The organism is Deinococcus grandis, from assembly GCF_001485435.1.
GTDB classification, from domain to species: Bacteria; Deinococcota; Deinococci; order Deinococcales; family Deinococcaceae; genus Deinococcus; species Deinococcus grandis.
Map to the genome: position 1 here is coordinate 2,397,750 of NZ_BCMS01000001.1, position 26,592 is coordinate 2,424,341.

Sequence of the window (26,592 nt, forward strand, 5' to 3'; positions counted from 1 at the left end):
TGGCCCTTGCTGGTTACTGGCTGGCGCGCAGGGCGCTGAGGATGGCGGCGGCGATCTCCTCGACGCTGGCGCTGGTGGTGTCGCGGACGGGGAGGCCGGCGCGCTGGAAGAGGCGTTCGGCGCGGCGGACTTCGTGTTCGCACTGTTCGAGGCTGGCGTAGCGGCTGCCGGGTTTGCGCTGGGTGCGGATGGCGTGGAGGCGGCGGGGGTCGATGGTGAGGGCGTGGAGTTTGTGCCGGTGGGCTTCGAGGGGGATGGGGAGGCCGGTGCGGTCGAAGTCGTCCTCGGCGAGGGGGTAGTTGCTGGCGCGGACGCCGTGCTGGAGGGCGAGGAAGAGGCTGGTGGGGGTCTTACCGGCGCGGGAGACGCCCACCAATATGACGTCGCTGTGGGCGTACTGTTTGTCGCCGATGCCGTCGTCGGTGGCGAGGGCGAAGTCGAGGGCATCCATGCGCGACAGGTACGCTTCGCTGTCGTGCATGTCGTGGTGGCGGCCGATCTGGCGGACGGCGGGCGTGCCGAACTGTGTTTCCAGGGTGCTGAGGCCGGGGCCGAGGAGGTCGAAGACTTCGGCGGGGGCGGTCTGGAGTTCGCGCAGGACGTCGGGGTGGGTGACGGTGGTGAAGATGATGGGTGCTTCGCCGCGCTCGTGCAGGGCGGTGACTTCGCGGCAGACGGCGCGGGCGGCCTGGGGGTCGGCGGTGAAGGGGCGGCGCAGGTAGCGCAGGGACTCTCCCGGGAAGTGGGCGAGGAGGGCGCGGGCCATGTTCTCGGCGGTGAGGCCGGTGTGGTCGCTGACGATCAGGACGGTGCGGGGGTGGGGCATGGGGTCAGGGTGACATGCGCGGGCGGGGTGGCGGGTGGGGGTTCGGGCTGTCTGGACGGGTGGGGTGGTGTGACCGGGCGGGTGACGGGCGTGGGGGGTGGCTTCGGGTAAGGTGTGGGCGTAAGGCAACACTAATTCGCCCATTTCCAGCTTGCTGGAACCTCGCAGGAACGGTGAAAACCAATGGATATGATTCGCGTGCTGGGTACACTAAGGATGACCGACGTGGAGCTCGTCGGCGGGAAGAACGCGTCGCTGGGTGAACTCATCCAGGGCCTTGCCGGGGCCGGTGTGCGGGTCCCTGGGGGGTTTGCCACGACCGCCGACGCGTTCCGGCTGTTCCTGCAGGAGAACGGCATCGAGGAGAGCATCAATGCCCGCCTGCGGGCGCTGGACGTGAACGACGTGGTGGCCCTGGCGCAGGCGGGCCGGGAGATCCGCGCGCAGGTCGAGGCCGCCACCCTCCCCGCCGCGCTGGAAGGGGCGATCCGCGACGCGTACGCCGCGATGACCGCCGAGTCTGGCGGCACCGAACCGGACGTCGCCGTGCGGTCCAGCGCCACGGCCGAGGATCTGCCGGAGGCGAGTTTCGCCGGGCAGCAGGAGACGTTCCTGAACGTGCGCGGCATCGACGACGTGCTGCGTCACGTGCGGCTGGTGTTCGCCAGCCTGTACAACGACCGCGCCATCAGCTACCGCGTGCACCACGGCTTCGCGCACAGCGAGGTGGCCCTGTCGGCGGGCGTGCAGCGCATGGTCCGCAGCGACCTGGGCGCGTCGGGCGTGGCGTTCACGCTGGACACCGAGAGCGGCTACCGCGACGCAGTGCTCGTGACCAGTTCGTACGGGCTGGGCGAGATGGTCGTGCAGGGCGCCGTGAACCCCGACGAGTTCTTCGTGTACAAACCCGCCCTGAACGCCGGGCGCAAGGCGATCCTGCGCCGCACGCTGGGCAGCAAGCAGAAGCGCATGGAGTACGCCCCGCAGGGCGGCGTGCAGACCGTGGACGTCCCGCAGGATCAGCAGCGAGCGTTCAGCCTGTCCGACGAGGACCTGACCGAACTCGCGCGGCAGTGCGTGACCATCGAGAACCACTACGGCCGCCCCATGGACATCGAGTGGGGCAAGGACGGCCGCGACGGCCTGATCTACATCCTGCAGGCGCGCCCGGAGACCGTGCAGAGCCGCACCGGGAAGACCCTGGAACGCTTCGAACTGACCGGGAAGGGCCCCGTGCTCGTCGAGGGTCGCGCGGTCGGGAACCGCATCGGGGCGGGCGTCGTGCGCGTCGTGCGGGACGTCTCGCAGATGGACAGCGTGCAGGACGGCGACGTGCTCGTCGCGGACATGACCGACCCGGACTGGGAACCCGTCATGAAACGCGCCTCGGCGATCGTCACGAACCGCGGCGGGCGCACCTGCCACGCGGCGATCATCGCCCGCGAACTCGGCATTCCGGCCGTGGTCGGCAGCGGGAACGCCACCCGTGAACTGCAGAGCGGGCAGGAGGTCACGGTGTCCTGCGCCGAGGGCGACACCGGCTTCGTGTACGAGGGCCGCCTCGCGTACCGCGTGAACCGCGTCGAGCTGGGCAACATGCCCGAGGTCGGCATGAAGATCATGATGAACGTCGCCTCGCCCGACCGCGCGTTCTCCTTCGCCGCGCTGCCCCACGAGGGCGTCGGGCTGGCCCGCGTGGAGTTCATCTGCTCGAACGTGATCGGCATCCACCCCCGCGCACTGCTGGACTACCCGAACGTGCCGGGCGACGTCCGGGCGCAGATCGACGAGAAAACGGCCGGGTACGCCAGCCCCCGCGACTTCTTCCGCGAGAAACTCGCCGAGGGCGTCGCCAGCATCGCCGCCGCGTTCGCCCCGAAACCCGTGATCGTGCGCCTGAGCGACTTCAAGAGCAACGAGTACGCCCACCTGATCGGCGGACCCGCCTACGAACCCACCGAGGAAAACCCCATGATCGGCTTCCGGGGCGCGAGCCGCTACCGCTCCCGCGACTTCGCCGCCGCGTTCGCACTGGAATGCGAGGCGATCAAGTCCGTGCGGGACGACATGGGCCTCACGAACGTGCAGGTCATGATCCCCTTCGTCCGCACCGTCGGCGAGGCCGCGCAGATCATCGAGATCCTCGGCCGCAACGGCCTCAAGCGAGGCGAGAACGGTCTCAAGATCATCATGATGTGCGAGATCCCCAGCAACGCCATCCTCGCCGACCAGTTCCTCGAACACTTCGACGGCTTCAGCATCGGCAGCAACGACCTCACGCAGCTGACCCTGGCGCTGGACCGCGACAGCGGCCTCGTCGCCGACCTGTTCGACGAGCAGAACGAAGCCGTCCTGGCCCTCATGAGTCAGGCCATCCAGGCCGCCAAACGCGCCGGGAAGTACGTCGGCATCTGCGGCCAGGGCCCCAGCGACCACCCCGCCCTCGCCCAGTGGCTCATGGAACAGGGCATCGACTCCGTCAGCCTCAACCCCGACAGCGTCCTGGGCACGTGGCTGCACCTCGCCGGAGAGACCGTCCCGGCGTAAGAGGCTCTGATACGGATTCCGTTTGTTTCGCTGACAGATCGGAACACCACCGATCTGCCAGCTCCACGACCGGAACCCGTTTTTCTCCTCCTCGCATCCGCTCGGATTGAATGACTTTGCAAGCCATTCAATCGGAGTCGGTATGAGCGGTGGGCTGTGAGCTCTGGGGGACCCTCCCCCGGCTCGTAGCCCACCGCTCTGCCGTTACAGCAGCCCCTGCCTCAGTGCCTGGACGGCGGCCTGGGTGCGGTCGGCGGCGTGGAGTTTCACGAGGATCTCCTGCACGTGGAGTTTCACGGTGCTGACGCTGATGCCCAGGCTGGCGGCGATGTCGCGGTTACCCTGCCCGTCGGCAATGAGGCGCAGCACCTCGGTCTCACGGGGGGTGAGGGGTGAGGTGGCGTGGGGCGTGCGGATGCTGCCCAGCACGTGATGGGCGATCTGCGGGTCGAGGTACGCGCTGCCGGACGCGGCGGCGCGGATGCCGAGCAGCAGGAGGTCCGGGTCGGCGCTCTTGAGGCAGTAGGCGTGCGCGCCGGAGGCGAGGGCCGCCAGCACCTCGTCCCGCAGATCGTGCGCGGTGAGCATGACCATGCGCACCTGCGGGTAGCGGCGGCCGATCTCGGCGGCAGTCTGGATGCCGTCCATGCCGGGCAGGCCGATGTCGAGCACGGCGACCTGCACGGGCTGCGGGCTGGCCTGGGTGTGGGCGAGGACGTCAAGGGCTTCCTCGCCGCTGCGGGCCTCGGCGGTGACGCGCAGGTCGCTTTCCAGGTTGATGGCGGCGCGCAGGCCGTCGCGGGTGAAGGCGTGATCCTCGACGAGCAGGACGTGGGTGGTCATGTGGGCCTCGGGTGTGCAGGCGGTTGCTGGGACTGCGGGATGATGGGCGTGTGGTCTGCCCTGTCTCCTCCCCCTTGAAGGGGACTGGAACAGCTCGCAGGCGAGCGGCTGGGAGGGGGTGACACGGTCATGTGTCCTCCAGGGGCAGGGTGAGAGTGAAGACGCTCTGGGCGCGGGCGGTGCGGGCGTACGTGACGGTGCCGCCGTGGCGTTCGGCGATGCGGCGGGTGAGGTACAGGCCGAGGCCGGTGCCGCCGCCGGCGCCGCCGGAGCGGAAGCGCTGGAAGAGGGTGGGGACGCGTGGGGCGCTGACGCCGGGGCCGCTGTCGAGGACGCTGAGGATCGCCTCGTCGTCTGCCCGGGCCAGGGTGACGTGGACGGCGCTGCCGGGGGGGGCGTAGCGGACGGCGTTGTCGAGGAGGTTCTGCACGGCGCGGCGCAGGTCGTGTTTGCGGCCGCGGGTGCGGGCGCCGTCCAGGGTGGTTTCCAGGGTGACGCCGCGCGTGGCGGCGGCGGGCCGCAGCTGCTCGGTGACGTTCAGGACGAGGTCGCGCAGGGGGACGCTCTGGAGTTCGTCGTCTTCCTGGCCGCTCTCGTACTTGGCGACGAGCAGCAGCTGGTCGGCGAGGGCCAGGAGGGTGGCGTTGGCGTCCAGGCCGTTGCGGAGCGTGGCGGCGTAGTCGTCCGGGAGGGGGCCGTACGCGCCTTTGAGGGCGGAGCGCATGTTCACGGCGTTCGCCATGAGGGGGGTGCGCAGGTCGTGACTGAAGGAGTAGATGAGGTCCTGGAGGAGTTCCCCGCGTTCCTGGAGCTGGGCCTGCCGGGCGTGCAGGTCGTCGAGCAGCGCGGTGCGTTCCAGCAGCGGCTGGAGGGTCTGCACGGCTTCCGAGAGCTGGTCCGGGGGGGCGGCGGGGCGGGTGAGGAGGATCAGGAGTTCCGGGTCGCTGGGGCGGGTGAGGCGGGCCACAAAGGTGTCGCCGCCGCCGACCGCCCACACCTGACGGTCTCTGGGCGCTCCGGCGTCGCGGGTGGCGGGCCGGGCCAGCAGGTCCAGGGGCAGTCGGCGGCCCAGTCGGCCCTCGCCGGGGCCGGTGTGGGCGTGGGGTTCGCGCAGCACGGCGCGGTCGACGCTGCCGATCTCGACGGTGGCCGCGCCGGTGAAGTCTTTCAGGGCGTGTGCGGCGCGGGTGACGAACTGCGCCTGCGTGAGGGGTCCGCTGACGGCCTCGATCAGGGTGCGCAGGGCGCGTTCGCGCTGGAGTCGGCGTTCCTCCTCGTGCAGGCGGGCGGCGCGGGTGGCGGCCTCGCGGGCGCGCAGGCTGAGGAAGCCGACCAGGATGGCCGCCAGGATGCTGACGGCGCGGTTACCGAGGTCGGTGGGGGTCGCGCCGTCCCGCGCGGCGTTGACGGCACCCGCGAGGATGTTCCCGGCGATGGCGAGCGCGGTGAGGTTCACGGTGGCGCGGCGGCTGGCGCCCAGCGCGGCCAGGGCCAGGGGCGCGCTGACCAGGGTGCCGATCACCAGGGACGCGGGGGTCAGGACGTCGGTCAGGGTGGTCGCGACGATCAGGGCGACGCTGGCGGCCAGCAGGCGGCGTTCGCTGCGTTCCGGGGTGGGGGTGGCGGAGGTGGGGGTCATGGGGCGTGTGGGGTTCAGGGTAGGGCGCGCCGGGTGGGGGTGGGGACTGGCCACATGGCCAGGGGGGTGGGCCGGTCGGAGCATACCGCCCGGGTGGGGGGGCGGCGCAGGCTGGTCGGCATGGACGCACTGCTTCTGATTCTGGTGCTGGCGCTGGGCGCGTATCTGCTGTACGCCCTGGTGAAGGCGGAACGGTTCTGATGGATATCCTGCTCACCTACGGGCTGGCGCTGGCGCTGGCCCTTCCCCTGGGGCTGTTCATGGCCCGGCTGATGGAGGCTCCGGCGTCGCGGATGACGGCGGGTTTGCTGCGCGCGTGTGGCGTGGATGCCGCGCGGGGCATGTCGTGGCGCGCGTACGTGGGAGCGCTGCTGGGCACGAACGTGATCGTGGGGCTGGTGGCGCTGGCGACGTACCTGTTGCAGGGTGGCCTGCCGCTGAACCCGGACGGCATCGCGAACCTGCGCTGGGACACGGCGGTTCACACGATGGCGTCGTTCATCACGAACACGAACCAGCAGCATTACAGCGGGCAGAGTGGCCTGTCGTACCTGTCGCAGATGCTGGGCATCACGGCGCTGCAGATCTTCACCCCGGCGGTGGGGTTCGCGGCGCTGTTCGCGGTGCTGCGCGGCCTGCGTGGGGACGCGCACCTGGGGAACTACTTCCTGGACGTGACGCGCGGCGCGGCGCTGCTGACCGCCTCGTCGGTGGTGCTGGCGCTGCTGCTGACGTGGCAGGGCGTGCCGAGCACCTTCGCGGGCGCACGTACGGCGACGCTGGTGCAGCCTCAGACCGTGGAGGGGCAGGCGGTGACCACGCAGACGATCCCGGTGGGGCCGGTCGCGCCGATGGTGGCGATCAAGCAGCTGGGCACGAACGGCGGCGGCTGGTACGGGCCGAACTCGACGGTGCCGCTGGAGAACCCCACGCCGCTGTCGAACCTGCTGGAGACAGTCAGCATCATCCTGTTCCCGCTGGCGCTGGTCGTGGCGACCGGCCGGTTCCTGCGCCGCCCGCGCTTCGGTCTGGTGCTGATGGGCGTCATGAGCGTCCTGTCGGCGGCGCTGACGCTGGGCGCCGTGCTGGCCGAGCGGATGCCGAACGCCGCCCTGGCCGGCCTGTCGGCGCTGGGCCCGAACATGGAAGGCAAGGAGGTGCGCCTGGGCGCGGACGCCACGGCGCTGTGGGCCGCGCTGACGACGCAGACGAGTAACGGCAGCGTGAACGGCATGCTGGATTCGTTCACGCCGCTGGGCGGGCTGGTGCCGCAGCTGGGTATGTTCCTGAACGACGTGTACGGCGGGATCGGCGTCGGTGTGATCAACATGCTGGTGTTCGTGATCCTGACGGTGTTCGTGGCGGGCCTGATGGTGGGCCGCACGCCGGAACTGTTCGGCCGGAAGATCGAGGCCCCCGAGATCAAGCTGGCGTCGCTGATCCTGCTGCTGCAGCCGCTGCTGGTGCTGGGCTTCACGGCGCTGGCCCTGGCGAACCCGGCGGTCACGGCGAACTCGAACCCCGGCTTCCACGGGCTATCGCAGGTGCTGTACGAGTACAACTCGGCGTTCGCGAACAACGGCAGCGGCTTCGAGGGCCTGGGGGACAACACGCCCTGGTGGAACCTCAGCTGCGCGCTGGTGCTGCTGCTGGCCCGCTTCCTGCCGATCGTGGGGCCGCTGGCGATCGCGGGCCTGCTGGCCGCCAAGCGCGCCGCGCCCGAAGGCAGCGGGACGCTGCGGGTGGACACGCCGGTGTTCGCCGGGATGCTCCTGAGCGTGATGCTGCTGCTGCAACTCCTGAACTTCGCCCCGGCGCTGGTGTTAGGGCCGGTCGCGGAGCAGATGACGCTTTGCGGGTCACGTCCCGGATGTGACCCCGAGCGGAGCGAGCAGCAACCGACGGGACGGACTGAGCGGAGGGACGGTCAGGTGCTGTCCCTGACTGGCCCACAGTGGAGTCCGGCCCCCCTGACCCTCGTGAAGGACGTGACGAAATGACCGCTGTGCCGCAGAAAACCCCGAAGGGGGGTGTGTTCGCCCCGGCGTTGATGCGCGCCGCGCTGAGGGCCGCCTTCGTGAAACTCGATCCGCGCTTCATGGTGCGCAGCCCGGTGATGTTCGTGGTGCTGCTGGGCGGCGTGCTGACGCTGCTGCTGACCGTGCAGGCCGCCGCGAGCGGGCAGGCGTGGGGCTACCCGGCGGGCGTGACGGTCTTGCTGCTGTTCACGGTGGTGTTCGCGAACTTCGCCGAGGGGCTGGCCGAGGCGCGCGGGAAGGCGCAGGCCGCAACACTCCGCTCGGCGCGTGAGGACACCCCGGCCCGCCGGGTGCTGGACGGCCGCGAGGAGGTCGTTCCGAGCACCCAGCTGCGGCGCGGGGACGTGATCGTGGTGCAGGCGGGCGAGATGATTCCCGGCGACGGTGAGGTCATCGAGGGGCTGGCGGCGGTGGACGAGAGTGCCATCACGGGCGAGAGCGCCCCGGTGATCCGCGAGGCGGGCACCGACCACAGCGGCGTGACGGGCGGGACGCGCGTGCTGTCCGACCGGATCGTGGTGCGGGTGACGTCGCAGCCCGGCGAGAGCTTCCTCGACCGCATGATCGCGCTCGTCGAGGGCGCCAGCCGCCAGAAGACCCCGAACGAGCTGGCCCTGTCGATCCTGCTGGCGGCGCTGACGCTGGTGTTCCTGATCGTCGTGGCGACCCTGCTGCCCCTGTCGCGCTTCGCGGGGGCGACGGTGGACGTGGTGACGCTCGTGGCGCTGCTCGTGTGCCTGATTCCCACGACGATCGGCGGTCTGCTGCCCGCCATCGGCATCGCGGGCATGGACCGGGCGCTGCAGGCGAACGTGATCGCCAAGAGCGGCAAGGCGGTCGAGGTGGCCGGGGACGTGGACATCCTGCTGCTGGACAAGACCGGCACGATCACCGTCGGGGACCGGCAGGCGACGCGCTTCCTGCCGCTGCCCGGCGTGAGCGCTGAGGACCTGGCGGGCGCGGCGGCGCTGGCCTCGGCGGCGGATCCCACGCCCGAAGGCAAGAGCATCGTGACGCTGGCCCGCGCGCAGGGCGTGACGCCCGCCACCCCGGCGGACGCGGCGTTCATCGAGTTCACCGCGCAGACCCGCATGAGCGGCGTGGACGCGGGCGGCGTGAGCATCCGCAAGGGCGCCGCCGACCGCATCACCCGCCTGGCCCGCGAGCGGGGCGGCAACGTGCCCACCGAACTGTCCCCGCTGGTGGACGAGGTGGCCCGCGCGGGCGGCACGCCCCTCGTGGTTCTCCGTGACGAACGCGTTCTGGGCGTGGTGGCCCTGTCGGACGTGGTGAAGCCCGGCATGCGCGAACGCTTCGAGCAGCTGCGCCGCATGGGCCTGCGCACCGTGATGATCACCGGGGACAACCCCCTGACCGCCGAGGCGATCGCCCGCGAGGCCGGCGTGGACGGCTTCCTGGCCGAGGCGACGCCCGAGGACAAGCTCGCCATGATCCGCGAGGAGCAGCGCGGCGGGAAGCTGGTCGCCATGATGGGCGACGGCACGAACGACGCCCCGGCCCTGGCGCAGGCGGACGTGGGCCTCGCCATGCAGAGCGGCACGCAGGCGGCCAAGGAAGCGGCGAACATGATCGACCTGGACTCCGACCCCACCAAGCTGATCGAGGTCGTGGAGATCGGCAAGGGCCTGCTGATGACGCGCGGCGCGCTGACGACCTTCTCGATTGCGAACGACGTCGCGAAGTACTTCGCGATCCTCCCCGCGCTGTTCGCCACGCAGATTCCCGCGCTGGCCCCGCTGAACGTGATGGACCTGCGCAGCCCGCAGAGCGCGATCCTGTCCGCCGTGATCTTCAACGCGCTGGTCATCCCGGCGCTGATTCCGGTGGCGCTGCGCGGCGTGCGCTACTCGCCCGGCAGTGCCGACGCGCTGCTGGCCCGCAACCTGCTCATCTACGGGCTGGGCGGCGTGCTCGTGCCGTTCGTGGGCATCAAGCTCATCGACGTGCTGCTCGGACTGGTCGGCGCTTAACGCCTCCGGTTGAAGGGGTTCCTCACCCTTCAACCCGAGCGGACGCGACTCGCAGAGCTGCGAAGCAGAGTAGGAGCAGACCGGGTTCCGGGCGTGGAGCTGACCACACGGCGCTTTCCCGCGTGGTCAGCGGAACAGACGGAATCCGGATCAGGACACCACACTTTCCCGGCGAGGTCCGGGGGACTGGCCCCCACCTCGCCCCCACAAAGAGGTTTCATCATGACCCTGAACGACATGCCCTCCCCTGCCCTTCCTCCATCGGCCCTTCCTGAACCTGACTTTTCTGACGCGCCCCAGCCGGGGTGGAGTGCGTGGCTGCGCTTCTCGGCGCTGTGGCTGGTGCTGGGCGGCCTCGCGTACCCGGCGGTGACGACCGCGCTGGGCGGCGCGCTGTTTCCCGCGCAGGCGACCGGTTCCCTGATCCGCGACGGGGGTCGGGTGGTCGGCTCGGCGCTCATCGGGCAGCCCTTCACGGGCGACCGGTACTTCATCGGGCGGCCCAGCGCCGCCGGGAGCGGGTACGACCCGGTGAACGCGTCGGGCAGCAACCTCGCCGTGAGCAACCCGGCGCTGCGGGAACGCGTGCAGGCCCAGGCGCAGGCGATCGCGGCGCGGGAGAACATCCCCGTCACGCAGATTCCGGTGGATCTGCTCACCGCGAGCGGCAGCGGCCTCGACCCGCACGTGTCCCCGGCGGGGGCAGCGGTGCAGGTGGCGCGGGTGGCGCGCGCGCGTGGCCTGACGGACACGCAGGTGCAGGCGCTGGTGCGGGACCACACCGAGCGGGGCGTGCTGGGCCTGGGTCAGCCGGGCGTGAACGTGCTGGAACTGAACCTCGCCCTGGACCGGCTGGGACGGTGAGCGGTCACGCCGCCTGAACCCGAGCGGCTGGCGATGCCCGGTGCTCCCCGCCCCGTGCGGGGTCGGCACCGGGTGTTCGTGGGCATGGCGGCGGGGGTCGGGAAGACCACCCGCGCGCTCAGTGAACTGCGCGACCGCCTAGAGCGCGGCGAGGACGCCCTGATCGGCGTGCTGGAAACGCACGGGCGGGCGTTCACGCAGGCCGCTGCCGAGGGTCTGCCGGTCTTCCCGCGGCTGGAGGTCGTGCGGGGCGGCGTGACGCTGGGTGAACTGGACGTGGCGGGCCTGATCGCGCGCCGTCCGGACGTGGTGCTCGTGGATGAACTGGCGCATTCGAACGCGCCGGGCAGCGCGCGGGAGAAACGCTGGATGGACGTCGAGGCGCTGCTGGACGCGGGCGTGAACGTGCTGTCCACCGTGAACGTGCAGCATCTGGAGTCCCTGCACGACACGGTGGCGCGCCTGACCGGCGTGCGCGTCCGCGAGCGCATCCCGGACGCCGTGCTGGGCGGCGCGGACGAACTGGTGCTCGTTGACCTGACGCCCGCCGACCTGCGCGAGCGGGTGCGGTCCGGCGCGGTGTACGGCGCGGAGCGGGCCGAGCACGCCCTGTCGAACTTCTTCACGCTGCCGAACCTGACGGCGCTGCGGGAACTGGCGCTGCGGCAGGTGGCGCACGTCGTCGAGCAGGGCGCGGCCGGACTGGGGTCAGGCCAGAGTCCAGGCATGGGCGTGCAGGAACGCGTGGTGGTCGCCGTGGCCGCCGAGGAGTCCGGCGCGCGCCTGATCCGCCGCGGCGGGCAGCTCGCGCAGCGCCTGCACGCCGACCTGCAGGTCGTGACCGTGCGGTCCGAGCGGATCAGTGCCGAGCGTGCGCGGCTGCTCGACACCTTCCGCGCGGTCACGGTCGCGCTGGGCGGGGAATTCATCGTGCTCGACCCGGCGGGCGGCGTGGCGGCCACCCTGATCCGGCACGTGCAGGCCGCGCAGGCCACGCACGTCGTGCTGGGCGAGAGCAGCCGCTCCCGCTGGGAGGAATTCCTGCGGGGGGACATCATCCGCTCGGTGCTGCGGCAGACCCGCAACGTGGACGTGTACGTCATCACCCGCGAGTGACTGCGCCCGCGGGGGGGCGTGCCCGTCAGCTGGGGGCCACCTCGATCCCGTGCTCCATGCCCGGTTCGGTCCCGCCGGGCGGGTCGGCGGGCGGCAGGTCCAGCAGCGGGAAGGTGTGCAGTTCCTGCACCTCGCCCCGGTGTTCCTTCGTGAGACTCAGGGCCTCGACCCGGAAGTGCGTGACGGGCGGCGTCAGGTCGCGGATCTCCTCCCACAGGACCGGCTCGGCCCACTTCAGGACCCCCAGCGCCAGCGTCAGGTGCGGGCGGTACTCCGCGCCGTCGTAGCGGGCGCGGCTGCTCGGGCCGATCATCAGGCTGCGGTCGTGCAGGGCGCGCAGCTGCGGGCTCAGTTCGCACTCCAGGAAGATCACGCCCGGCACCTGCTTCCAGCCGCGCACCTGCACGTCCAGCGCCGCCTGGCCGCGCAGCACGTCGCGGCAGACGCCGACCAGTTCCGCGCTGCGCAGGCTGGTCTGGAACGGCGCGCGGACGTTCAGGTGCGGCAGGCCGAAACCGCGCACGTTCAGGCGGTCCTGCAGGCGGCGCAGCCAGCTGTCGAGCGCCTCGGGCGGCCACGCCACGATGGAGTACAGCGGGCTGGGCGCGTCCTGCGCGGGCAGGAACTCGGTCACGGTCCTTACCCGACCCGGTAGCGGCAGCAGGCCTGCCCGCAGGCGATGCGGGTGTCGCGGGCGACGGGCACGCCCAGCAGGTCGGTGTACAGGGTGATCTCGGCGCTGCACAGCTGCGCGTACTGCCGCGCGACCGTCAGGTTCGGGCAGTTGCGCTGCGTGAACACCCACCCGCCCTGCTCGTCCTGCTCGGCGGTGGCGTCGAAGCCGTGCTCGTTCAGGCGGCCCACCAGGGCCTGCACCCGCTCGCCCAGCGGCCGGTCGGCGGGCAGGTCGGCGCGCAGCCGCCCGGCGATCTCGGCGTTGCGCGCGTCGAGGACCTGCAGCAGGGCGTCCTCGCCGAACAGGCCCTCGATGTGGCGCAGGACGTCCACGCACAGGCTGGAGTAGGTCTTGGGGAAGGCCGCCTCGCCCCGGTCGGTCAGGACGAACACGTGCTGGGGCCGCCCGCGCCCGCCGGGCCGTTCGGTGCGGACTTCCAGCAGGCCCTGCTCCTGCAGGTCGCTCAGGTGGCGCCGCGCGGCGGGCACGCTGACGTCCAGCCGCTGCGCGAGGTCCTGCGCGGTCTGCGCGCCGTGCCGCTTGACGAGTTCCAGCAGGCGGGTCTTCGTGCGTTCGGCACCGGCCGGGGCGAGGGTCGCGGCGCTCACGGCCTGCCCCCCGCACCGTGGAGAGGCGCGGCGGTCATACGACGGTCAGCTGGTCCGGGAGGTGCGCGAGGGTCCGGACGCTGACCTGCCCTGCCAGCGCGCGGGCCGCCTGCCGCAGAGCCAGCGCGGCCGGGCTGTCCGGGTGGGCGATGACGGCCGGGGTGCCCGCGTCGGCGTCCTGGCGGACACTGACCTCCAGCGGGATCTCACCCAGGGGCGTGTGGTCGCCCAGCTTGCGGCTGCCGCCCCGCCCGAACAGGTCGTACGTGACGCCGGTGTCGGGCGCCACGAAGTAGCTCATGTTCTCGATGACGCCCAGCACGGGCACGCTGGCCTTGCGGAACATGTCCACGGCGCGGGTCGCGTCGATCAGCGCGACGTCCTGCGGGGTGGTGACGATCACGGCGCCCGTGACCTGCACGGTCTGCGTCAGGGACAGCTGCACGTCGCCGGTGCCCGGGGGCAGGTCCACGATCAGGTAGTCGAGTTCGCCCCACGCGGCGTCCTTGAGGAACTGCTGGATGGCGGAGTGCAGCATCGGTCCGCGCCACACGAGCGCCTGCCCGGCCGGGGACAGGTTCGCCATGGAGATAAAGCGCACGCCGTGGGCGTCCAGGGGGCGCATCTTGCGCTCCTCGTTCGCGGTGACCTTTGCGCCGCTCTGGCCGAGCATGTGCGCCACGCTGGGGCCGTACACGTCCGCGTCGAGCAGCCCGACCCGCGCGCCGTCCAGCGCGAGGCTCGCGGCGAGGTTCACGGCGACGCTGCTCTTGCCCACGCCGCCCTTGCCGCTGCCGACCAGCAGGACGTGCTTCACGCCGGGCAGGGCGGGCTGCGCGGCGGCGCGGACCATCGCGCCGAAGGTGATCACGGCGCCTTGCACGCCGGGGACGGTCAGCGCGGCGGCGCGCACGTCGTGTTCGATCTGGCCTTTCAGGGGGCAGGCGGGCGTCGTGAGGTTCACCTTCACGTGCGCCACACCCGCGTCCACGCTGGCGTGCTCGATCATGCCCAGCGAGACGAGATCCCGGTGGAGTTCCGGGTCGTTCACGGTGCTCAGGGCGGCCATCAGGGCGTCACGCATATCCCGCAATTAGTAGCGCAGATCGCGGGGCGCGGCAAGCCACGCGGTCACACTGCGCCGCGCCGGGCGTGCGCGCCGGACCGGGCGGACGCCAGCCTATACTGCGGGCCGTGAAGCCCCTTGGCCCCTATGTGGCCGCGCGTGACCTGCCGGGCCGGATGAACAGTCCGGTGCGGACGCTGCGTGCCACGGACCGCCTGACCGGTATGCCGGTCCTGCTGCACGGCCTGCCCGGCCCGCTGCCCCTGCCTGACCTGCCCGGCCATCCGGGCGTGCTGCCCTTCGCGGAGTGCGTGCTGGTCGCCGGGGAGGCGTTCATGGTGACCGAACTGCCGTTGCAGGCGCGGCCCGCACAGGACCCGGACCTCACGGCGCGCGGCGCGCTCGCGGCCCTCGCGGCGCTCCACGAGCGGGGGGTGGTCCACGGCGGCCTGAGCGCCTCGCAGCTGTGGAGCGTGGACGGCGAGGTCCGCCTGGCCGGGTCGGGCCTGCCCTGGGGTGGCGAGGCGCGGCCCGCCGACGACCTGTACGCCCTGGCGGTCATCCTGCACGAGATGGGCGGCGTGCCGGGCGCCCTGCGGCCCCTGCTGGACGCGCCGGGCACCCTGGACGCCCGGGCGGCGCTGCGCCTGCTGCGCGCCCCCGCCCCCGCGCGCCTGCGGGCCGCGCCGGACACCCCAGGGCACACGGAGTCGGCTCCCGCCGCGCCGGTCACCCCCAACCCGGCCCTGACGGACCCCACCCCGGCGGACCCCACGGTGTCTTCTCCGGTTCCCGCCGCGCAGGTGGCAGAGGTCCAGGGAGCAGCGGCGCAGGCCACCCCGGTCCAGGCAAGCGCCGTGCAGGTCGCCCCAGTGCAGGCAAACCCAGTGCAGGCCGCCCTGGCCCCGGTCGACCCCGACCCGGACTCGCCTCCCGCCGGGGACGCCCCGGAGGCGCGTGGGCGGCGCGGGCGGGGCAGCCGCTTCCGCCTGCCGGGCCTGGGCGCCGCGCGCGAGGCGGCCGCACCGGACGAGCCGACGGTCCCCGTCCCCACGGCGCCTGCCGCGCCTGTTCCGGCACCTGCTCCGGTCCGTGCGGAGGTGGTCCCCTCCCCCGCTCCGGTCGTTCCGGCGAGCGCGCTCACGCCCCCGCCCGCTGCGGCGATCCGGCCGGACGACGGGGCCACGGACCTCACGGCTGACGCGCCGGTGCAGCCGGACGCACCCGCGCATGACGGCACGCCGATCGTGCTGGGTGACGGGGCCAGCCCCGCGCCCGCCGGGACCGGGGTGTCCGGCACGCCGCAAGCGCCGCCCGTCCTGCCGGACACGCCGCAACCGGGCTGGACCGGGGGGCGCCTGTCGCCGCAGGAACGCCGCCGCCGCGAGCACGAGGCGCGGCAGGAGCACGCGCAGCGGGACGCGCAGGCGGCCGCCGAACGCCGGGCGCAGCGACTGGAGCAGCGGCGGCAGGAGCAGGGCGCGCAGGAACCGCCCGTGGCGCCCGCCCCGATCCAGATCGGTTTCGACGACCTGCCCGAATGGCAGCCCGACGCGCCCGCACCGCACCGAGGGGTGCAGATCAGCGAGGTGCCGCGCCTGCCGGAATCGCTGCGCCGCGCGCCGCTGCCCGGCGACCCGGCGGCCGGGGAGGATCAGGATCCGGCCGCGGAGGTGCCGGTCGGGGCGCTGCCCGCGCGGCGGCGGGCGGGTGAACCGATCCGGATCGGCTGGGACGAGGACGATTCCTGGCGGGTGGTGCGGGAGGCCCCGGCGCCGGTGCGGACGCGCCGTCCGCTGGTGTGGCGGGTGCTGTTCTGGGTGGTGCTGGCCGCCGCGTTCGTGGGCATGGCGCTGCTCCTCGCGCGGGTCGTGCAGGCGCGTGGGGCGGGTCCGGTGACGCCCGCCAGCGTGCCGCAGGTGTCCGGGACGGGCGCGGCGTCCGGCCGGGCAGCGGCCGCGCCTGAGGTGCCCGCCCGGCCCCAGCCGCAGACGGTGCAGTTCACGGTGCGGGGCGTGGCCGGGGCGACGGCACGCCTGTCCGTCGAGCAGTCCCCGAAGGAGGCGAACCTCGCGCCGGGGGCGTCGCTGGGGACCGCGCCGGGCCGCGTGACGTTCCCCGCGCCGGGCACGTACCGCCTGCGGGTGGTCGTGGACGGCTTCGCGCCGGGCAGCATGACGGTCACGGTGCCGCGTTCGCAGCCGGTGACCATCGACCTGGACCGCTGATCCGGTCCCCGTGTCACGCGCCGGGCCGGGCGCTCGTCTGTCCCGCCGGGACGCCCGCGGCCCGGGCGCGTGACAGAATCGGGAGTGATGAGCGTCGTTATTCTGGATTTTGGCAGTCAGTTCACGCGTCTGATCGCGCGGCGGTTCCGTGAACTCGGGGCGTACAGCGTGATCCTGCCCGGCAGCGCGCCCCTGGACCGCATCCTGCGGGAGAACCCGCAGGGGATCGTGCTGTCGGGCGGGCCCAGCAGCGTCTACGACGAGGCGGCCCCGAAGCCCGCGCCGGGCGTGCTGGATCTGGATATTCCGGTGCTGGGCGTGTGTTACGGCATGCAGTACCTCGCGCAGCAGGCGGGCGGGGACGTGAAGCGCGCCGGGAAGCGCGAGTACGGCAAGGCCGACCTGACGCAGTACGGCGGTCAGCTGTTCGAGGGCATCCAGGGTGAGTTCGTCGCCTGGATGAGCCACAGCGATTCCGTCACGCAGCTGCCCGAGGGCTACGAGGTCGTCGCGCAGACCGAGGACACGCCGGTCACCGCGATCGAGAACCGCGAGACGCGCCGCTACGGCGTGCAGTTCCACCCGGAGGTCGTGCACACGCCCAAGGGCGGGCAGCTGCTGGCGAACTTCCTGGGCATCTGCGGCGTGACGCGCGACTGGACCGCCGAGCACATCATCGACGAGCTGGTGTCGGACGTGCGCACACAGGTCGGGGACGGCCGGGTGCTGCTGGCGATCAGCGGCGGCGTGGATTCCAGCACGCTGGGCCTGCTGCTGGCCAGGGCGGTCGGCGAGAAGCTGACGGCGGTGTTCATCGACCACGGCCTGCTGCGCCTCGGCGAGCGCGAGCAGGTCGAGGCGGCCCTGAAACCGCTGGGCGTGAACCTCGTGACGGTGGACGCCCGCGCGGAATTCATGGCGGCGCTGGACGGCGTGTCCGACCCCGAGCAGAAGCGCAAGATCATCGGGCGGGAGTTCATCCGCGCCTTCGAGCGTGAAGCCCGCGCGTACGGTCCCTTCGACTTCCTCGCGCAGGGCACCCTGTACCCGGACGTGATCGAGTCCGCCGGGGGCGAGGGCGCCGCGAACATCAAGAGCCACCACAACGTGGGCGGCCTGCCGGACGACCTCGCCTTCAAGCTGGTCGAGCCGTTCCGGACGCTGTTCAAGGACGAGGTCCGTGAAATCGCGCGCCTGCTGGGCCTGCCGGACCACATCCGCATGCGCCACCCCTTCCCCGGCCCGGGCCTGGCGATCCGCTGCCTGGGCGCGATCAGCGAGGAGAAGCTGGACATCCTGCGCCGCGTGGACGACATCTTCATCAGTGGCCTGCGCGAGTTCGGGCTGTACGACGGCTGCTCGCAGGCGCTGGCGATCCTCACGCCCATCCAGTCGGTCGGCGTGATGGGCGACGAGCGCACGTACTCGTACACGGCGGCGCTGCGGGCCGTGACCACGGACGACTTCATGACCGCCGAGTGGGCCCGCCTCCCGTACGAGTTCCTGGCGACCATGAGCAACCGCATCGTGAACCAGGTGCACGAGATCAACCGCGTGGTGTACGACATCACGGGCAAGCCGCCGGCCACCATCGAGTGGGAATGACCCTGCTGCGCTGAACACCCCCTCTGCCCCCGGCCACCGCGCCGGGGGTACCTCTGCCGGGTGTGCGTCTGCCGGGTGTGCGTCTGCCGGGGGGGAGTGGTGCGCGGCGGGTCAGTCGCGCTAGCGTGGGGCATGTCTCAACTGCGTCGCCGGAGCCCGACCCGGCGATTGATCCCCCCGCGGCGGTTCACTTGACCGGTGATCCGCTGCGGCCCGATCTGCCCGAGACGCTGCGGCCCGCGCTGGAGGCGCAGGCGCTGGTGCTGCTCGCGCAGTCCAGCCGCGACATGTTCGACCGCTGCGCGCAGCAGGCACTGGAGATCACGGGGGCCAGCACCGCCCTGGTGCTGCTCTACCGGCCGGACACCGATGACCTGGAGGTCGTGGCCGCCGCCGGGTCGCGCGGCCCGGAGGCCATGCACATCCGCCTGCCCCGGGGGCGCGGCCTGTCGTGGCGGGTGGTGCAGTCGGGCCGCGCGACCCTGATCACACACACGGATCAGGACGCGCAGGCGGTGTACGTGACCGGCACGCCGGTGCCGCACACGTACCTGGGCGTGCCGCTGCTGGATCCGGACGGTCAGCTGCTGGGCGTGCTGTCGGTGGACCGGCTGGCACACGACACCCAGTTCGGCAGTGGCGAGGCGCAGGCGCTGACACTGCTGGGGCAGGCGGCCAGCGTCGCGTACTCGCGCATGCGGGCGCTGGAGGACGCGCAGCGGGCCGCGCGGCAGTTCGAACAGCTGGCGCAGCTGTCGGCGGAACTCGCGGACCTCAGCAGTCCCGAGGAGATCGGGCAGCGGGCCCTGCGGACCCTGGTGGACCTCTCGGGGTTCACGGTGGGCGCGGTGGTCATGCTGGACGGCGCGCGCGAGGTGCGCCTGTCGGTCCTGGAGGGTCACCCGCTGGGGCAGGCGGCCATGCGGGCGGTCCTGTCGGCCCGTCCGTCACCGACCGGCCTGATCGGCGAGGCGCTGCGCACCGGCCGCACGCAGGTCGCCCCGGATTACCAGTCCTGGTCGGCCCGCCGGGCGGACGCGACGCACGTGTTCACCGGGCTGGCCACGCCGCTGCGCGTGGATGGCCGCGTGGTGGGCGTGGTCACGCTGCTGCACCTCGTGCGGCGCGTGCCGGTACCCGCCAGTCTGGTCACGCTGCTCGACACGGTCGCGCTGCGGATCAGTCAGGCGCTGGACCGGGCCGACAGCATCGAGCACCTGCACGCCACGCGGGAGGCGGCGCTGCGCACCCTGGGCCGCATGCTCGAGAGCCGCGACGGGGACACGTTCGGGCACACGGACCGCGTGACGACGCTGGCGCTGCGGCTGGCCGGGCGGCTGGGCCTGAGCGACACGCAGCGTCAGCACCTGCGCTGGGGCGCGTACCTGCACGACATCGGCAAGGTCGCGGTGGACGACCGGCTGCTGCGCAAGGCCGGACCGCTGACCCCGGTCGAACGCGAGGCGATGCAGTGGCACGTGGAGGTCGGGGATCAGCTGCTGCGCGAGGAGGTGTTCGTCCCGCGCGAGGTCCGCGAGGTCGTGCGGCACCACCATGAACGCTGGGACGGCGGCGGGTACCCGGACCAGCTCGCCGGGCCGGACATTCCGCTGCTGGCGCGGATCTTCAGTGTCGCGGACGTGTTCGACGCGCTGGTCAGCCCCAGGCCGTACAAACTGGCGTGGTCGGTGCAGGCGGCCGCGGACGCGCTGCGGGAACAGTCGGGGCGGCAGTTCGACCCGGCGGTCGTGGTGGCGTTCCTGAACGTGCTGCGCGAGGACGGCCTGCTGGACGGCTGAGCGGCAGGGGCGCGCCGGGTGAATGAACCCCGGCGCGCCTCTCCCCTGTCCGTTATACGGATTCCGTTTATTTCGTTGACAGATCGGAACGCCACCGATCTGCCAACTCCACGTCCGGAATCCGTTTCTCTCCTCCTCGCATCCGCTCGGATTGAACGGCTGTATCAGCCATTCAATCGGAGTCCGTATTACTTCTTCTGCAGGACCTTGATGTAGGCGCCCAGCTGGTCGGCCATGCGGCCCTGCTTGAAGGGGTTGAACTGGCCGGGCTGGCCTCCCTGCCCCTGCCCACCCTGTCCCTGCCCGGTCTGTCCGGCGGGGCGCTGGCCGCCCATCAGGATGCCGAGGCCGCCGGGCAGGCCGGGCACGCGCTGGCCCTGGGTCTGGCCGCTGCGCTGCGCCTGGGTGCGGCGGGCTTCGCGGTCCTGTTCGGCTTTCAGCATCAGGCTGTCGAGGGCCGTGAGTTGCCTGGCGGTCAGGATCCTGTCCTCGATCTGCGTGAGGTACTTCTTGGCGTCGTTGGGCTGCACGCTGGTGGCTTTCTGGATGCTGGTCAGGAGCGGGAGCAGGAGTTTGGCCTGCGCCCTGGTCAGGGCGGTCACCTTGTTCTGTTCCAGGTCGGGCAGGAGGCGGACGGTCTGCGCGAGGTCGTTGACGGGCTGCATGGCTTTCATGCGGGCCTGCATCTCGGGCGTCATCTGGCGCTGCGTGCCGGTCTGGGCGCTGGCGGCGCCGAGGGCGGGAGTGGTGAAGGCGAGAGCGGTGAGGGTCAGGGTGGTGCGGGTGGTCTTGGGCATGGGGGTGCTCCTATTCGTACCGGAGGGAATCGACGGGGTCGAGTTTCGCGGCGCGGGCGGCGGGGTAGTACCCGAAGAACACGCCGACGAGGGCGCTGAACGCGAAGGCGATCAGCATGGGCGGGAGGCTGAAGACGGGCGTGATGTTCAGGGCCTTCCCGGCGAAGGCGAGGGCGACGCCGAGCAGCATGCCGATCACGCCGCCGCCGATGGACAGCAGGCTGGCTTCCACGAGGAACTGCGTGAGGATGTCGCGTGGGCGCGCGCCGAGGGCCTTGCGCACGCCGATCTCGCGGGTGCGTTCGGTGACCGAGACGAGCATGATGTTCATGATCCCGATGCCGCCGACGAGCAGGCTGATGCCCGCGATGGCGCCGACGAACAGGGTCAGGGTGTTCGTGATGGAGTTCAGGCTGGCGAGGCTGTCCGCCTGGTTCTGCACCTGGAAGTCCAGGTTGTCCGGGTCGGTGAGGTCGTGACGGGTCATGAGCAGGTCGGTCACGTCGCTCTGAAGCCCCGTGAGGTCTTTGGCGTCGGTAGCCTGCAGGTAGACGTTGCTGACGGTGGGTTGCCCCCCGGCGCTGTTCGTGCGAGCGAAGCGTTGCAGGTAGGTGCTGAGGGGAATGAGGACCTGACTGTTGGCGTTCCCGAAGCCGCTGTTGCCCTTGTCGGGCAGGACGCCGCTGACGGTGAAGGTGACGCTGCCCAGCCGGATCTTCTGCCCGGCGGCCTGCTCCGGCGCAGCGCTGCCCTCGGTGCCGTCGCCGAACAGGTCGAGCAGGGTCTGGTGGCCGATCACGGCGACGCGTTTCCTGCCGCTGACGTCCGCGTCCGTGAAGTACGCGCCGGTCTCGACGGGGCTGTTGCGGACGGTTTCAAAGGCGGGCCAGGTGCCCACCACGCTCACCTGGGCGTTGTTCGTGCCGACCTTGGCCTGCAGGTTGCTGTTCACGCTGGGCGCGACGCCCGCCACGCGGTCCGGGAACGCGGCGGCCAGGGCCTCGGCGTCCTCGACGGTGATGGTCTGGCGGGGTCCGGCACGCACGAGGCTCCCGCCGCCCCCGCCCCGGGCGCTCTGCACGGTCAGGAGGTTCGTGCCGAGGCTCTCGAGGTTCTTCGTGACGCCGGCGGTGCTGCCCTGCCCGATGGCGGTCAGGGCGACGACGGCGGCCACGCCGATGATGACGCCCAGCGCGGTCAGGACCGAGCGCAGGGGCGTGCCGACGATGGCGCGCCACGCGATGGTGAACGCGCCGCCCAGGCCGATTCCGCCCCGGCGGGGGACGGCGGCGGGGGTCGGGGCGGCCGCGCCGGTCTGCGGGAGGGGGCCTGCGGTCACGGGTGGCCCCCCAGGCCACGCCGGGGCGTCTGGCGGCGGTCACTCTCGATCAGGCCGTCGCGGACGCGGATGACCCGCCCGGCGTACGCGCCGATGTCGTCCTCGTGGGTGACCAGGACGACGGTGGTGCCCTCGGCGTGTAGGTCGCTGAACAGGCCCATGACCTCCTCGCTGGTGCGGGTGTCGAGGTTCCCGGTGGGTTCGTCGGCCAGCAGAAGGCGGGGGCGTCCGGCCAGGGCGCGGGCGACCGCCACGCGTTGTTTCTGCCCGCCGCTGATCTGGCTGGGCAGGTTGCGGGCCTTGTCGGCCAGCCCGACGCGGTCCAGGACCTGCATGGCCCGGTCGCGCCGCTCGCGGGGGGGCACCCCGGCGTACGTGAGGGGCACCTCGACGTTCTCGACGAGGTTCAGTCGGGGCAGCAGGTGGAACGCCTGGAACACGAACCCGATCTCGGTGTTGCGGGCCGCGGCGCGTTCGTTCTCGCTGAGGGTGGTGACGTTGCGGCCGCCCAGCCGGTACCCGCCCTCGCTGGGCCGGTCGAGCAGGCCGATGATCTGCATCAGGGTGGTCTTGCCGCTGCCCGACGGGCCCATCAGGGCGACCATCTCGCCCGGCAGGATCTGCACATCCACGCCCCGGAGCGCCTCGAAGATCACGTCGCCCTGCGCGTACACCTTGCGGATGCCGCGCAGGTCCACCACCGCCGCCGTGGGGGCGGGGACGACCGGGGTGACCTGCGGCGTGGTCACGGCGCGCCTCCGGGGAAGCCGCCGGGGGGGCCGCCGAAGCCGCCCTGTCGGCTGTTCTGGCCGTCCCCCTGGCTGCCGGTGCCGGAGGTACCCGCGCGGCGGGCTGTGCCGGGCACGACGACGTCCTGGCCGGGGGTCAGGCCGCCTTCGACGATGGTGTTCGTGCCGTCGGTCGCGCCGGTCTCCACGCGGACCCGTTCGGGCTCGGCGCCCGCCACGGCGCCGGGGGTCTGCACGTAGCTGCGGCCCCGCACGGTCTGCACGGCCTTGCTGGGCACGAGGAGACCCTGGGCCTCGCTCTGGATGATCTCCGCCTCGGCGGTCATGCCAGCGCGCAGCTGCCCGTCCGGGTTGCTCAACTGGACAGTGGCGGTGAAGACGCTGATGCCGCTGCTCTGGGTCGCGCCGGGCGAGACGCGCACGACCTTCCCGCTGAAGGTCTGCCCGTCGAAGGCGTCGAGGGTCACGTCGGCGCGCTGCCCGACCTTCACGCCCGCGATCTCGGTCTCGTCGATCTGCACCGGGAGGTTCAGGGTGGTGTCGTCGATCAGGGTCAGGATGCTCGCGCCGCTGGTGACGACGGCGCCCTCGGTGGCGGTGACGGTGCTGACCACGCCGCTCATCGGGGCGTACACCTTCAGGTCGGCGCGGTCCTGCGCGGCGGCGTCCAGGCTGTCCTGCGCCTGCTGCACGGCGAGTGCCTGACTGCGGAGGTTCTGCGCGTCGGTGCTCGCGCCGGTCTGCTGCTGGGTCAGGGCGCTGCTCAGGCCAGCGCGGGCGCTGTCCACGCTCTGCTGGGCTTTCGTGACGGCGGACTGCGCGTCGGCCAGCGCGGAGGCGCTCAGGGCCCCGATGCCCGCGAGCTGCCGCTGGCCGCTGAGGGTGCGCTGCGCGTCGGCGAGGGTCTGCTCGGCCTGCGTCACGCTGCCCCGCGCGCTGACGACGCTGCTGGCGCGCTGCGCGGCGCTGCTGGCCTGACTGGCGCGCGCCGCGTCCAGGCTGGCGCGGGCCTTGTCGAGGTTCAGCTGGGCCGACTGGACGTTCTGCTCGACGGTGTCGCTGCTCAGGGTGGTGATCAGCTGCCCTTTCGTGACCCGTTCGCCCACGGCGGGCACCGCGCCCACCGTGGCGGTCAGGTCGGCCCCGACCGTGCGGGTCTGCGCGGCCTCCAGCGTGCCGGGACCGCTGACCGACACGCGCACCACGCCCGGCTGCGCGCGGCTGGTGGTGGTCGTGGGGGCGGCAGCCGTGTCGGCGCTGCGGGTGCGGGTGTACACGATCCCGCCGGTCACGGCGGCGACGAGCAGCAGGCCGCTCACCACCCACGGCCAACGGCGGCGCGGCGCGGCGGGCCGGGCGGGGCTGGTGGTGGTCACAGCGCGCCCCCGATGCCGGTGAGGTTCTGCCCGGCGGCGACCGACAGCGCCGCGAGGGCCTCGGTGACGTTGTTCTGCGCCTGCAGGCGGCTGTACTGGGCTTTCTTGAGGGTCAGCTGGGTGCTCTGGAGTTCGACGGCGCTGATCGTGCCACTTTTCAGGCGGGCGCTGTCCTGGGTGTAGGTCTTCTGCGCGGCGGCCTCGCGGCTCAGCGCGACCTGCTGGAGTTCGTAGGCGTTCTGCGCGGCCTGGTACGCGCTGGCCAGGGTCTGCCCGGCCGCCTTCTGGGCGCTGTCCTGGCTGCGCTGCGCGTTCGCCAGGGCCGTTTTCGCGTCCTGGAGGGTCCGGGCGGGCGTGAAGTCGTTGTCGGCGAGTTTCACGTTCAGCGTGGCGCTGGCGACGTCGTTCGCGGCGCCGACCAGGCTGGTCAGCCGGTCCAGTCCGCCCTGGAGGCTGGCGAGCGTGACGCTCAGTTTGGGCGCGGTGACCGCACTCCCGGCGCGGACGCTGTTCCCCAGGCCGGTCAGGGTGCCGAGTTTCGCGGCGGCGAGGTTCAGCTGCGCGCGGGCGTCCGCGAGGGTCTGGGTGCTGGCGGCCAGGGTGTTCTGCGCGTTCGTGACGTCCAGGGTGGTGGCGTTCCCGATGCCGAGTTTCACCTGCGTGACCTGCACGCCCCTGGTGTCCACCTGCACCTGCAGGGTCTGGAGTTCGACGTTCTCCTGCGCTTCGAGCAGCGCCGTGTACGCGCCGACGGTGCTCTGCAGCGCGCTGAGTTTCGCGGCGCGGACCTGCGCCTGCGCGAGTTTCTCGGCGTTCGCGGCATTCAGTTTCGCGGCGACCAGGGTGCTGGGGTCGGCCTGCGCGGCTCGGCTGGCGGCCTGGGCCTTGTCGAGGTTCGCCTGGGAGGTCTTGACGTCGCTGCTGGTGGTCAGCGCGGCGCTGACGGCACTTCCGGCACTCAGGGCGGTCTGGGCGTGTGCGGCGGGCGCGGCCAGGGCGAGGCCCAGGCTGAGGGTGAACAGTCGGCGGGCGTGGGTCATTGGGGGCCTCCGGCGGCGTTGAGAAGCTGGGTCAGGCTCAGCTGGGCGGTGATGCGGGCGGACAGCAGGTCCCGCTCGGCCTGCGCGAGGCTGAGCGTGGCGGCGGCGAGGTCGTCGGCGGTGCCGGTCCCGGCGTCCAGGCGGGCCTGGGCGGTCTGCACGGCCAATTGCGCGGCCTGCACCTGCGCGGCGCGGGTCTGCACGGCGTTCAGGTTGGTCTGCACGGTCACGTACCGGCTGCGGACGTCCAGTTCGGCGTTCTGCTGCGCGACGGTCAGGGACAGCCCCGCCTGGGTGACGCCCGCCTGCGCGGCGCTCAGCGCGGCCTGCTGGGCGGGTGAGTACACGACGTACGACCCGCTGACGCTGGCGGTCAGGCGGTTGCCGCCGGTGCTCGCGCGGTCGCCCAGCGGGAGGCTGTAGCTGCTGCCCAGGGTGCCCTGCTTGACGTTCAGCGTGGCGCTGACCGTTCCGGCGGTCCCGCCGCCGTAGCCGACGCTGGCGGTCAGGTCCGGCAGGCGGGCGTCGCGCTGATCGTCCTCCAGGGCCTCCTGCGCACTCGCCAGGGCGTTCTGCGCGCTGATCACTTCGCTGCTGCCCGTGCGGGCGCGGGCGACCAGTGCGCTCAGGTCCGGGAGGGTCAGGGTGTCGTCCGGCCGGGTGCTGAAGGTCACGCCGCCCAGGGTGGTACCCAGCGTGGCGTCCAGGGTGCGGCGGGCGCTGTCCAGGCTGGATTGCGCCTGCGTCAGGCTGCTGGTCGCGGTCTGCACGGCGCTCTGCGCATTCAGGACGGTCTCGGCGGTGGCGTTCCCGGCGACCTGCTGTGCCTGCGCGACCGTCAGCTGCCGCTGCCGCAGCTCCAGGGTGCGGCCCGCCAGCGTGATGTCCTGCGTGGCGAGCGCGGCCGAGAAGTACGCCTGCGCCACGTTCAGCCGGGTGCTCAGGTTCGCGTCGCGCAGGTTCGCCTGCGCCAGCGCGAGGCTGCGCTCAGATGCCCGCAGGCTGCCCTGTGAACTGGACCAGGGCAGCAGGCCCAGGCTGACGTTCGCGCCCGCCGTGCCGGACAGGCTGCTGCTCACAGCGGCGCTCGTGCCGTCGCTGGCGGTGCTGGTCGGCCCGGCGTAACTGGCGCTGCCGCTCACGCTGACGGTCAGGCCCAGCGCGGCGCGCGCCGCCTGGAGGTTCTGCTGCGCGACCTGCACGCTCAGCGCGGCGCGGGTGACGCTGGGGGCCTGCGCCAGCTGCGCGTACGCCTGCTCCAGGGTGAGGTCGGGGGGCGCGGCGGACGGCGCGGTGGTCTGCGCGTGCGCGGCGCCGAGCAGCAGGGCCAGCGTGAGCAGGCGGGGCGGTGGGGGACGGGTCATGTCGCCCAGCGTGCGGGGCGGGGGTCAAGACTCCGCGCAACCTCCGTGAAGATTTGTCGAAGGCGCCCCGCCTCCCGCCA

The 26,592-nt window shown here is 72.3% G+C and carries 21 protein-coding genes; 9 read left to right on the forward strand and 12 right to left on the reverse strand.

Annotation, left to right across the window (positions count from 1 at the left end; translation table 11 throughout):
* Positions 1–13: 13 nt before the first annotated feature.
* The gene (locus tag DEIGR_RS11695; protein WP_058977458.1) at positions 14–826 is read right to left on the reverse strand and encodes a pyruvate, water dikinase regulatory protein; all 813 of its coding nucleotides are present in this window, start codon (positions 824–826) and stop codon (positions 14–16) included.
* Between the two features lie 183 nt (positions 827–1,009).
* Between DEIGR_RS11695 and ppsA the strand changes: the two genes are divergently transcribed.
* Entirely contained in the window at positions 1,010–3,373 is a 2,364-nt protein-coding gene (gene ppsA, locus DEIGR_RS11700) for a phosphoenolpyruvate synthase (protein WP_058977460.1), read from the forward strand.
* 204 nt (positions 3,374–3,577) lie between these two features.
* On the opposite strand, the gene DEIGR_RS11705 is transcribed toward ppsA, so the two are convergent.
* Together DEIGR_RS11705 and DEIGR_RS11710 are read right to left on the reverse strand one after the other, a co-directional pair.
* Positions 3,578–4,216 (reverse strand): response regulator, encoded by a 639-nt coding sequence (locus tag DEIGR_RS11705; RefSeq protein WP_058977462.1) that lies wholly within the window; start codon positions 4,214–4,216, stop codon positions 3,578–3,580.
* Between the two features lie 127 nt (positions 4,217–4,343).
* Entirely contained in the window at positions 4,344–5,855 is a 1,512-nt protein-coding gene (locus DEIGR_RS11710) for a sensor histidine kinase (protein WP_083524037.1), read from the reverse strand.
* A 54-nt stretch (positions 5,856–5,909) separates the two neighbouring features.
* Here DEIGR_RS11710 and DEIGR_RS19690 point away from each other — a divergent pair, with 54 nt between their 5' ends.
* From DEIGR_RS19690 to DEIGR_RS11730, 5 genes are all read left to right on the forward strand, one after another.
* Entirely contained in the window at positions 5,910–6,056 is a 147-nt protein-coding gene (locus DEIGR_RS19690) for a potassium-transporting ATPase subunit F (protein WP_083524038.1), read from the forward strand.
* On the forward strand, positions 6,056–7,855 hold the full coding sequence (gene kdpA / locus DEIGR_RS11715; RefSeq protein ID WP_153013723.1) for a potassium-transporting ATPase subunit KdpA: 1,800 nt from the start codon (positions 6,056–6,058) through the stop codon (positions 7,853–7,855). Before DEIGR_RS19690 ends, kdpA begins: the two co-directional genes overlap by 1 nt.
* Positions 7,852–9,885, forward strand: a complete 2,034-nt coding sequence (kdpB, locus tag DEIGR_RS11720) for a potassium-transporting ATPase subunit KdpB (protein ID WP_058977464.1) — start codon at positions 7,852–7,854, stop codon at positions 9,883–9,885. Before kdpA ends, kdpB begins: the two co-directional genes overlap by 4 nt.
* A gap of 222 nt (positions 9,886–10,107) precedes the next feature.
* On the forward strand, positions 10,108–10,749 hold the full coding sequence (gene kdpC / locus DEIGR_RS11725; RefSeq protein WP_083524040.1) for a potassium-transporting ATPase subunit KdpC: 642 nt from the start codon (positions 10,108–10,110) through the stop codon (positions 10,747–10,749).
* 33 nt (positions 10,750–10,782) lie between these two features.
* Positions 10,783–11,865: a histidine kinase gene (locus DEIGR_RS11730; protein WP_058977466.1), complete on the forward strand. Its 1,083-nt coding sequence runs from the start codon at positions 10,783–10,785 to the stop codon at positions 11,863–11,865.
* Between the two features lie 25 nt (positions 11,866–11,890).
* On the opposite strand, the gene DEIGR_RS11735 is transcribed toward DEIGR_RS11730, so the two are convergent.
* Genes DEIGR_RS11735 through DEIGR_RS11745 form a run of 3 tightly spaced genes read right to left on the reverse strand, consistent with a single transcriptional unit; the run spans position 11,891 to position 14,233 of the window.
* Positions 11,891–12,499 (reverse strand): 2'-5' RNA ligase family protein, encoded by a 609-nt coding sequence (locus DEIGR_RS11735; RefSeq protein ID WP_236704737.1) that lies wholly within the window; start codon positions 12,497–12,499, stop codon positions 11,891–11,893.
* 5 nt (positions 12,500–12,504) lie between these two features.
* Positions 12,505–13,149 (reverse strand): helix-turn-helix transcriptional regulator, encoded by a 645-nt coding sequence (locus DEIGR_RS11740; protein ID WP_058977468.1) that lies wholly within the window; start codon positions 13,147–13,149, stop codon positions 12,505–12,507.
* Positions 13,150–13,183: 34 nt separating this feature from the next.
* On the reverse strand, positions 13,184–14,233 hold the full coding sequence (locus tag DEIGR_RS11745) for an Mrp/NBP35 family ATP-binding protein (RefSeq protein ID WP_058977471.1): 1,050 nt from the start codon (positions 14,231–14,233) through the stop codon (positions 13,184–13,186).
* A gap of 110 nt (positions 14,234–14,343) precedes the next feature.
* On the opposite strand from DEIGR_RS11745, the gene DEIGR_RS11750 reads away from it, so the two are divergent.
* The 3 genes from DEIGR_RS11750 to DEIGR_RS11760 all read left to right on the forward strand — a co-directional run bounded on the left by DEIGR_RS11750 (position 14,344) and on the right by DEIGR_RS11760 (position 19,847).
* On the forward strand, positions 14,344–16,443 hold the full coding sequence (locus DEIGR_RS11750) for a PEGA domain-containing protein (protein ID WP_153013724.1): 2,100 nt from the start codon (positions 14,344–14,346) through the stop codon (positions 16,441–16,443).
* A gap of 87 nt (positions 16,444–16,530) precedes the next feature.
* Positions 16,531–18,048, forward strand: a complete 1,518-nt coding sequence (gene guaA, locus DEIGR_RS11755; RefSeq protein WP_058977475.1) for a glutamine-hydrolyzing GMP synthase — start codon at positions 16,531–16,533, stop codon at positions 18,046–18,048.
* Positions 18,049–18,239: 191 nt separating this feature from the next.
* A complete protein-coding gene (locus DEIGR_RS11760) occupies positions 18,240–19,847 on the forward strand; it encodes an HD domain-containing phosphohydrolase (RefSeq protein ID WP_058977477.1) in 1,608 nt (535 codons plus the stop codon).
* A 188-nt stretch (positions 19,848–20,035) separates the two neighbouring features.
* On the opposite strand, the gene DEIGR_RS11765 is transcribed toward DEIGR_RS11760, so the two are convergent.
* The 6 genes from DEIGR_RS11765 to DEIGR_RS11790 are packed head-to-tail and all read right to left on the reverse strand — an operon-like array spanning position 20,036 to position 26,512.
* Entirely contained in the window at positions 20,036–20,644 is a 609-nt protein-coding gene (locus tag DEIGR_RS11765; RefSeq protein ID WP_058977480.1) for a hypothetical protein, read from the reverse strand.
* 10 nt (positions 20,645–20,654) lie between these two features.
* Positions 20,655–21,983, reverse strand: coding sequence for an ABC transporter permease (locus DEIGR_RS11770; RefSeq protein WP_083524041.1), 1,329 nt, complete (start codon positions 21,981–21,983; stop codon positions 20,655–20,657).
* Positions 21,980–22,732 (reverse strand): ABC transporter ATP-binding protein, encoded by a 753-nt coding sequence (locus DEIGR_RS11775; protein ID WP_153013725.1) that lies wholly within the window; start codon positions 22,730–22,732, stop codon positions 21,980–21,982. Before DEIGR_RS11775 ends, DEIGR_RS11770 begins: the two co-directional genes overlap by 4 nt.
* Complete coding sequence (locus DEIGR_RS11780) at positions 22,729–24,108, reverse strand: efflux RND transporter periplasmic adaptor subunit (protein ID WP_058977482.1); 1,380 nt, start codon at positions 24,106–24,108, stop codon at positions 22,729–22,731. The genes DEIGR_RS11775 and DEIGR_RS11780 overlap by 4 nt, the downstream gene beginning before the upstream one ends.
* On the reverse strand, positions 24,105–25,148 hold the full coding sequence (locus tag DEIGR_RS11785) for a TolC family protein (protein ID WP_058977486.1): 1,044 nt from the start codon (positions 25,146–25,148) through the stop codon (positions 24,105–24,107). Before DEIGR_RS11785 ends, DEIGR_RS11780 begins: the two co-directional genes overlap by 4 nt.
* Positions 25,145–26,512 (reverse strand): TolC family protein, encoded by a 1,368-nt coding sequence (locus DEIGR_RS11790; protein ID WP_058977489.1) that lies wholly within the window; start codon positions 26,510–26,512, stop codon positions 25,145–25,147. The genes DEIGR_RS11785 and DEIGR_RS11790 overlap by 4 nt, the downstream gene beginning before the upstream one ends.
* Positions 26,513–26,592 lie beyond the last annotated feature (80 nt).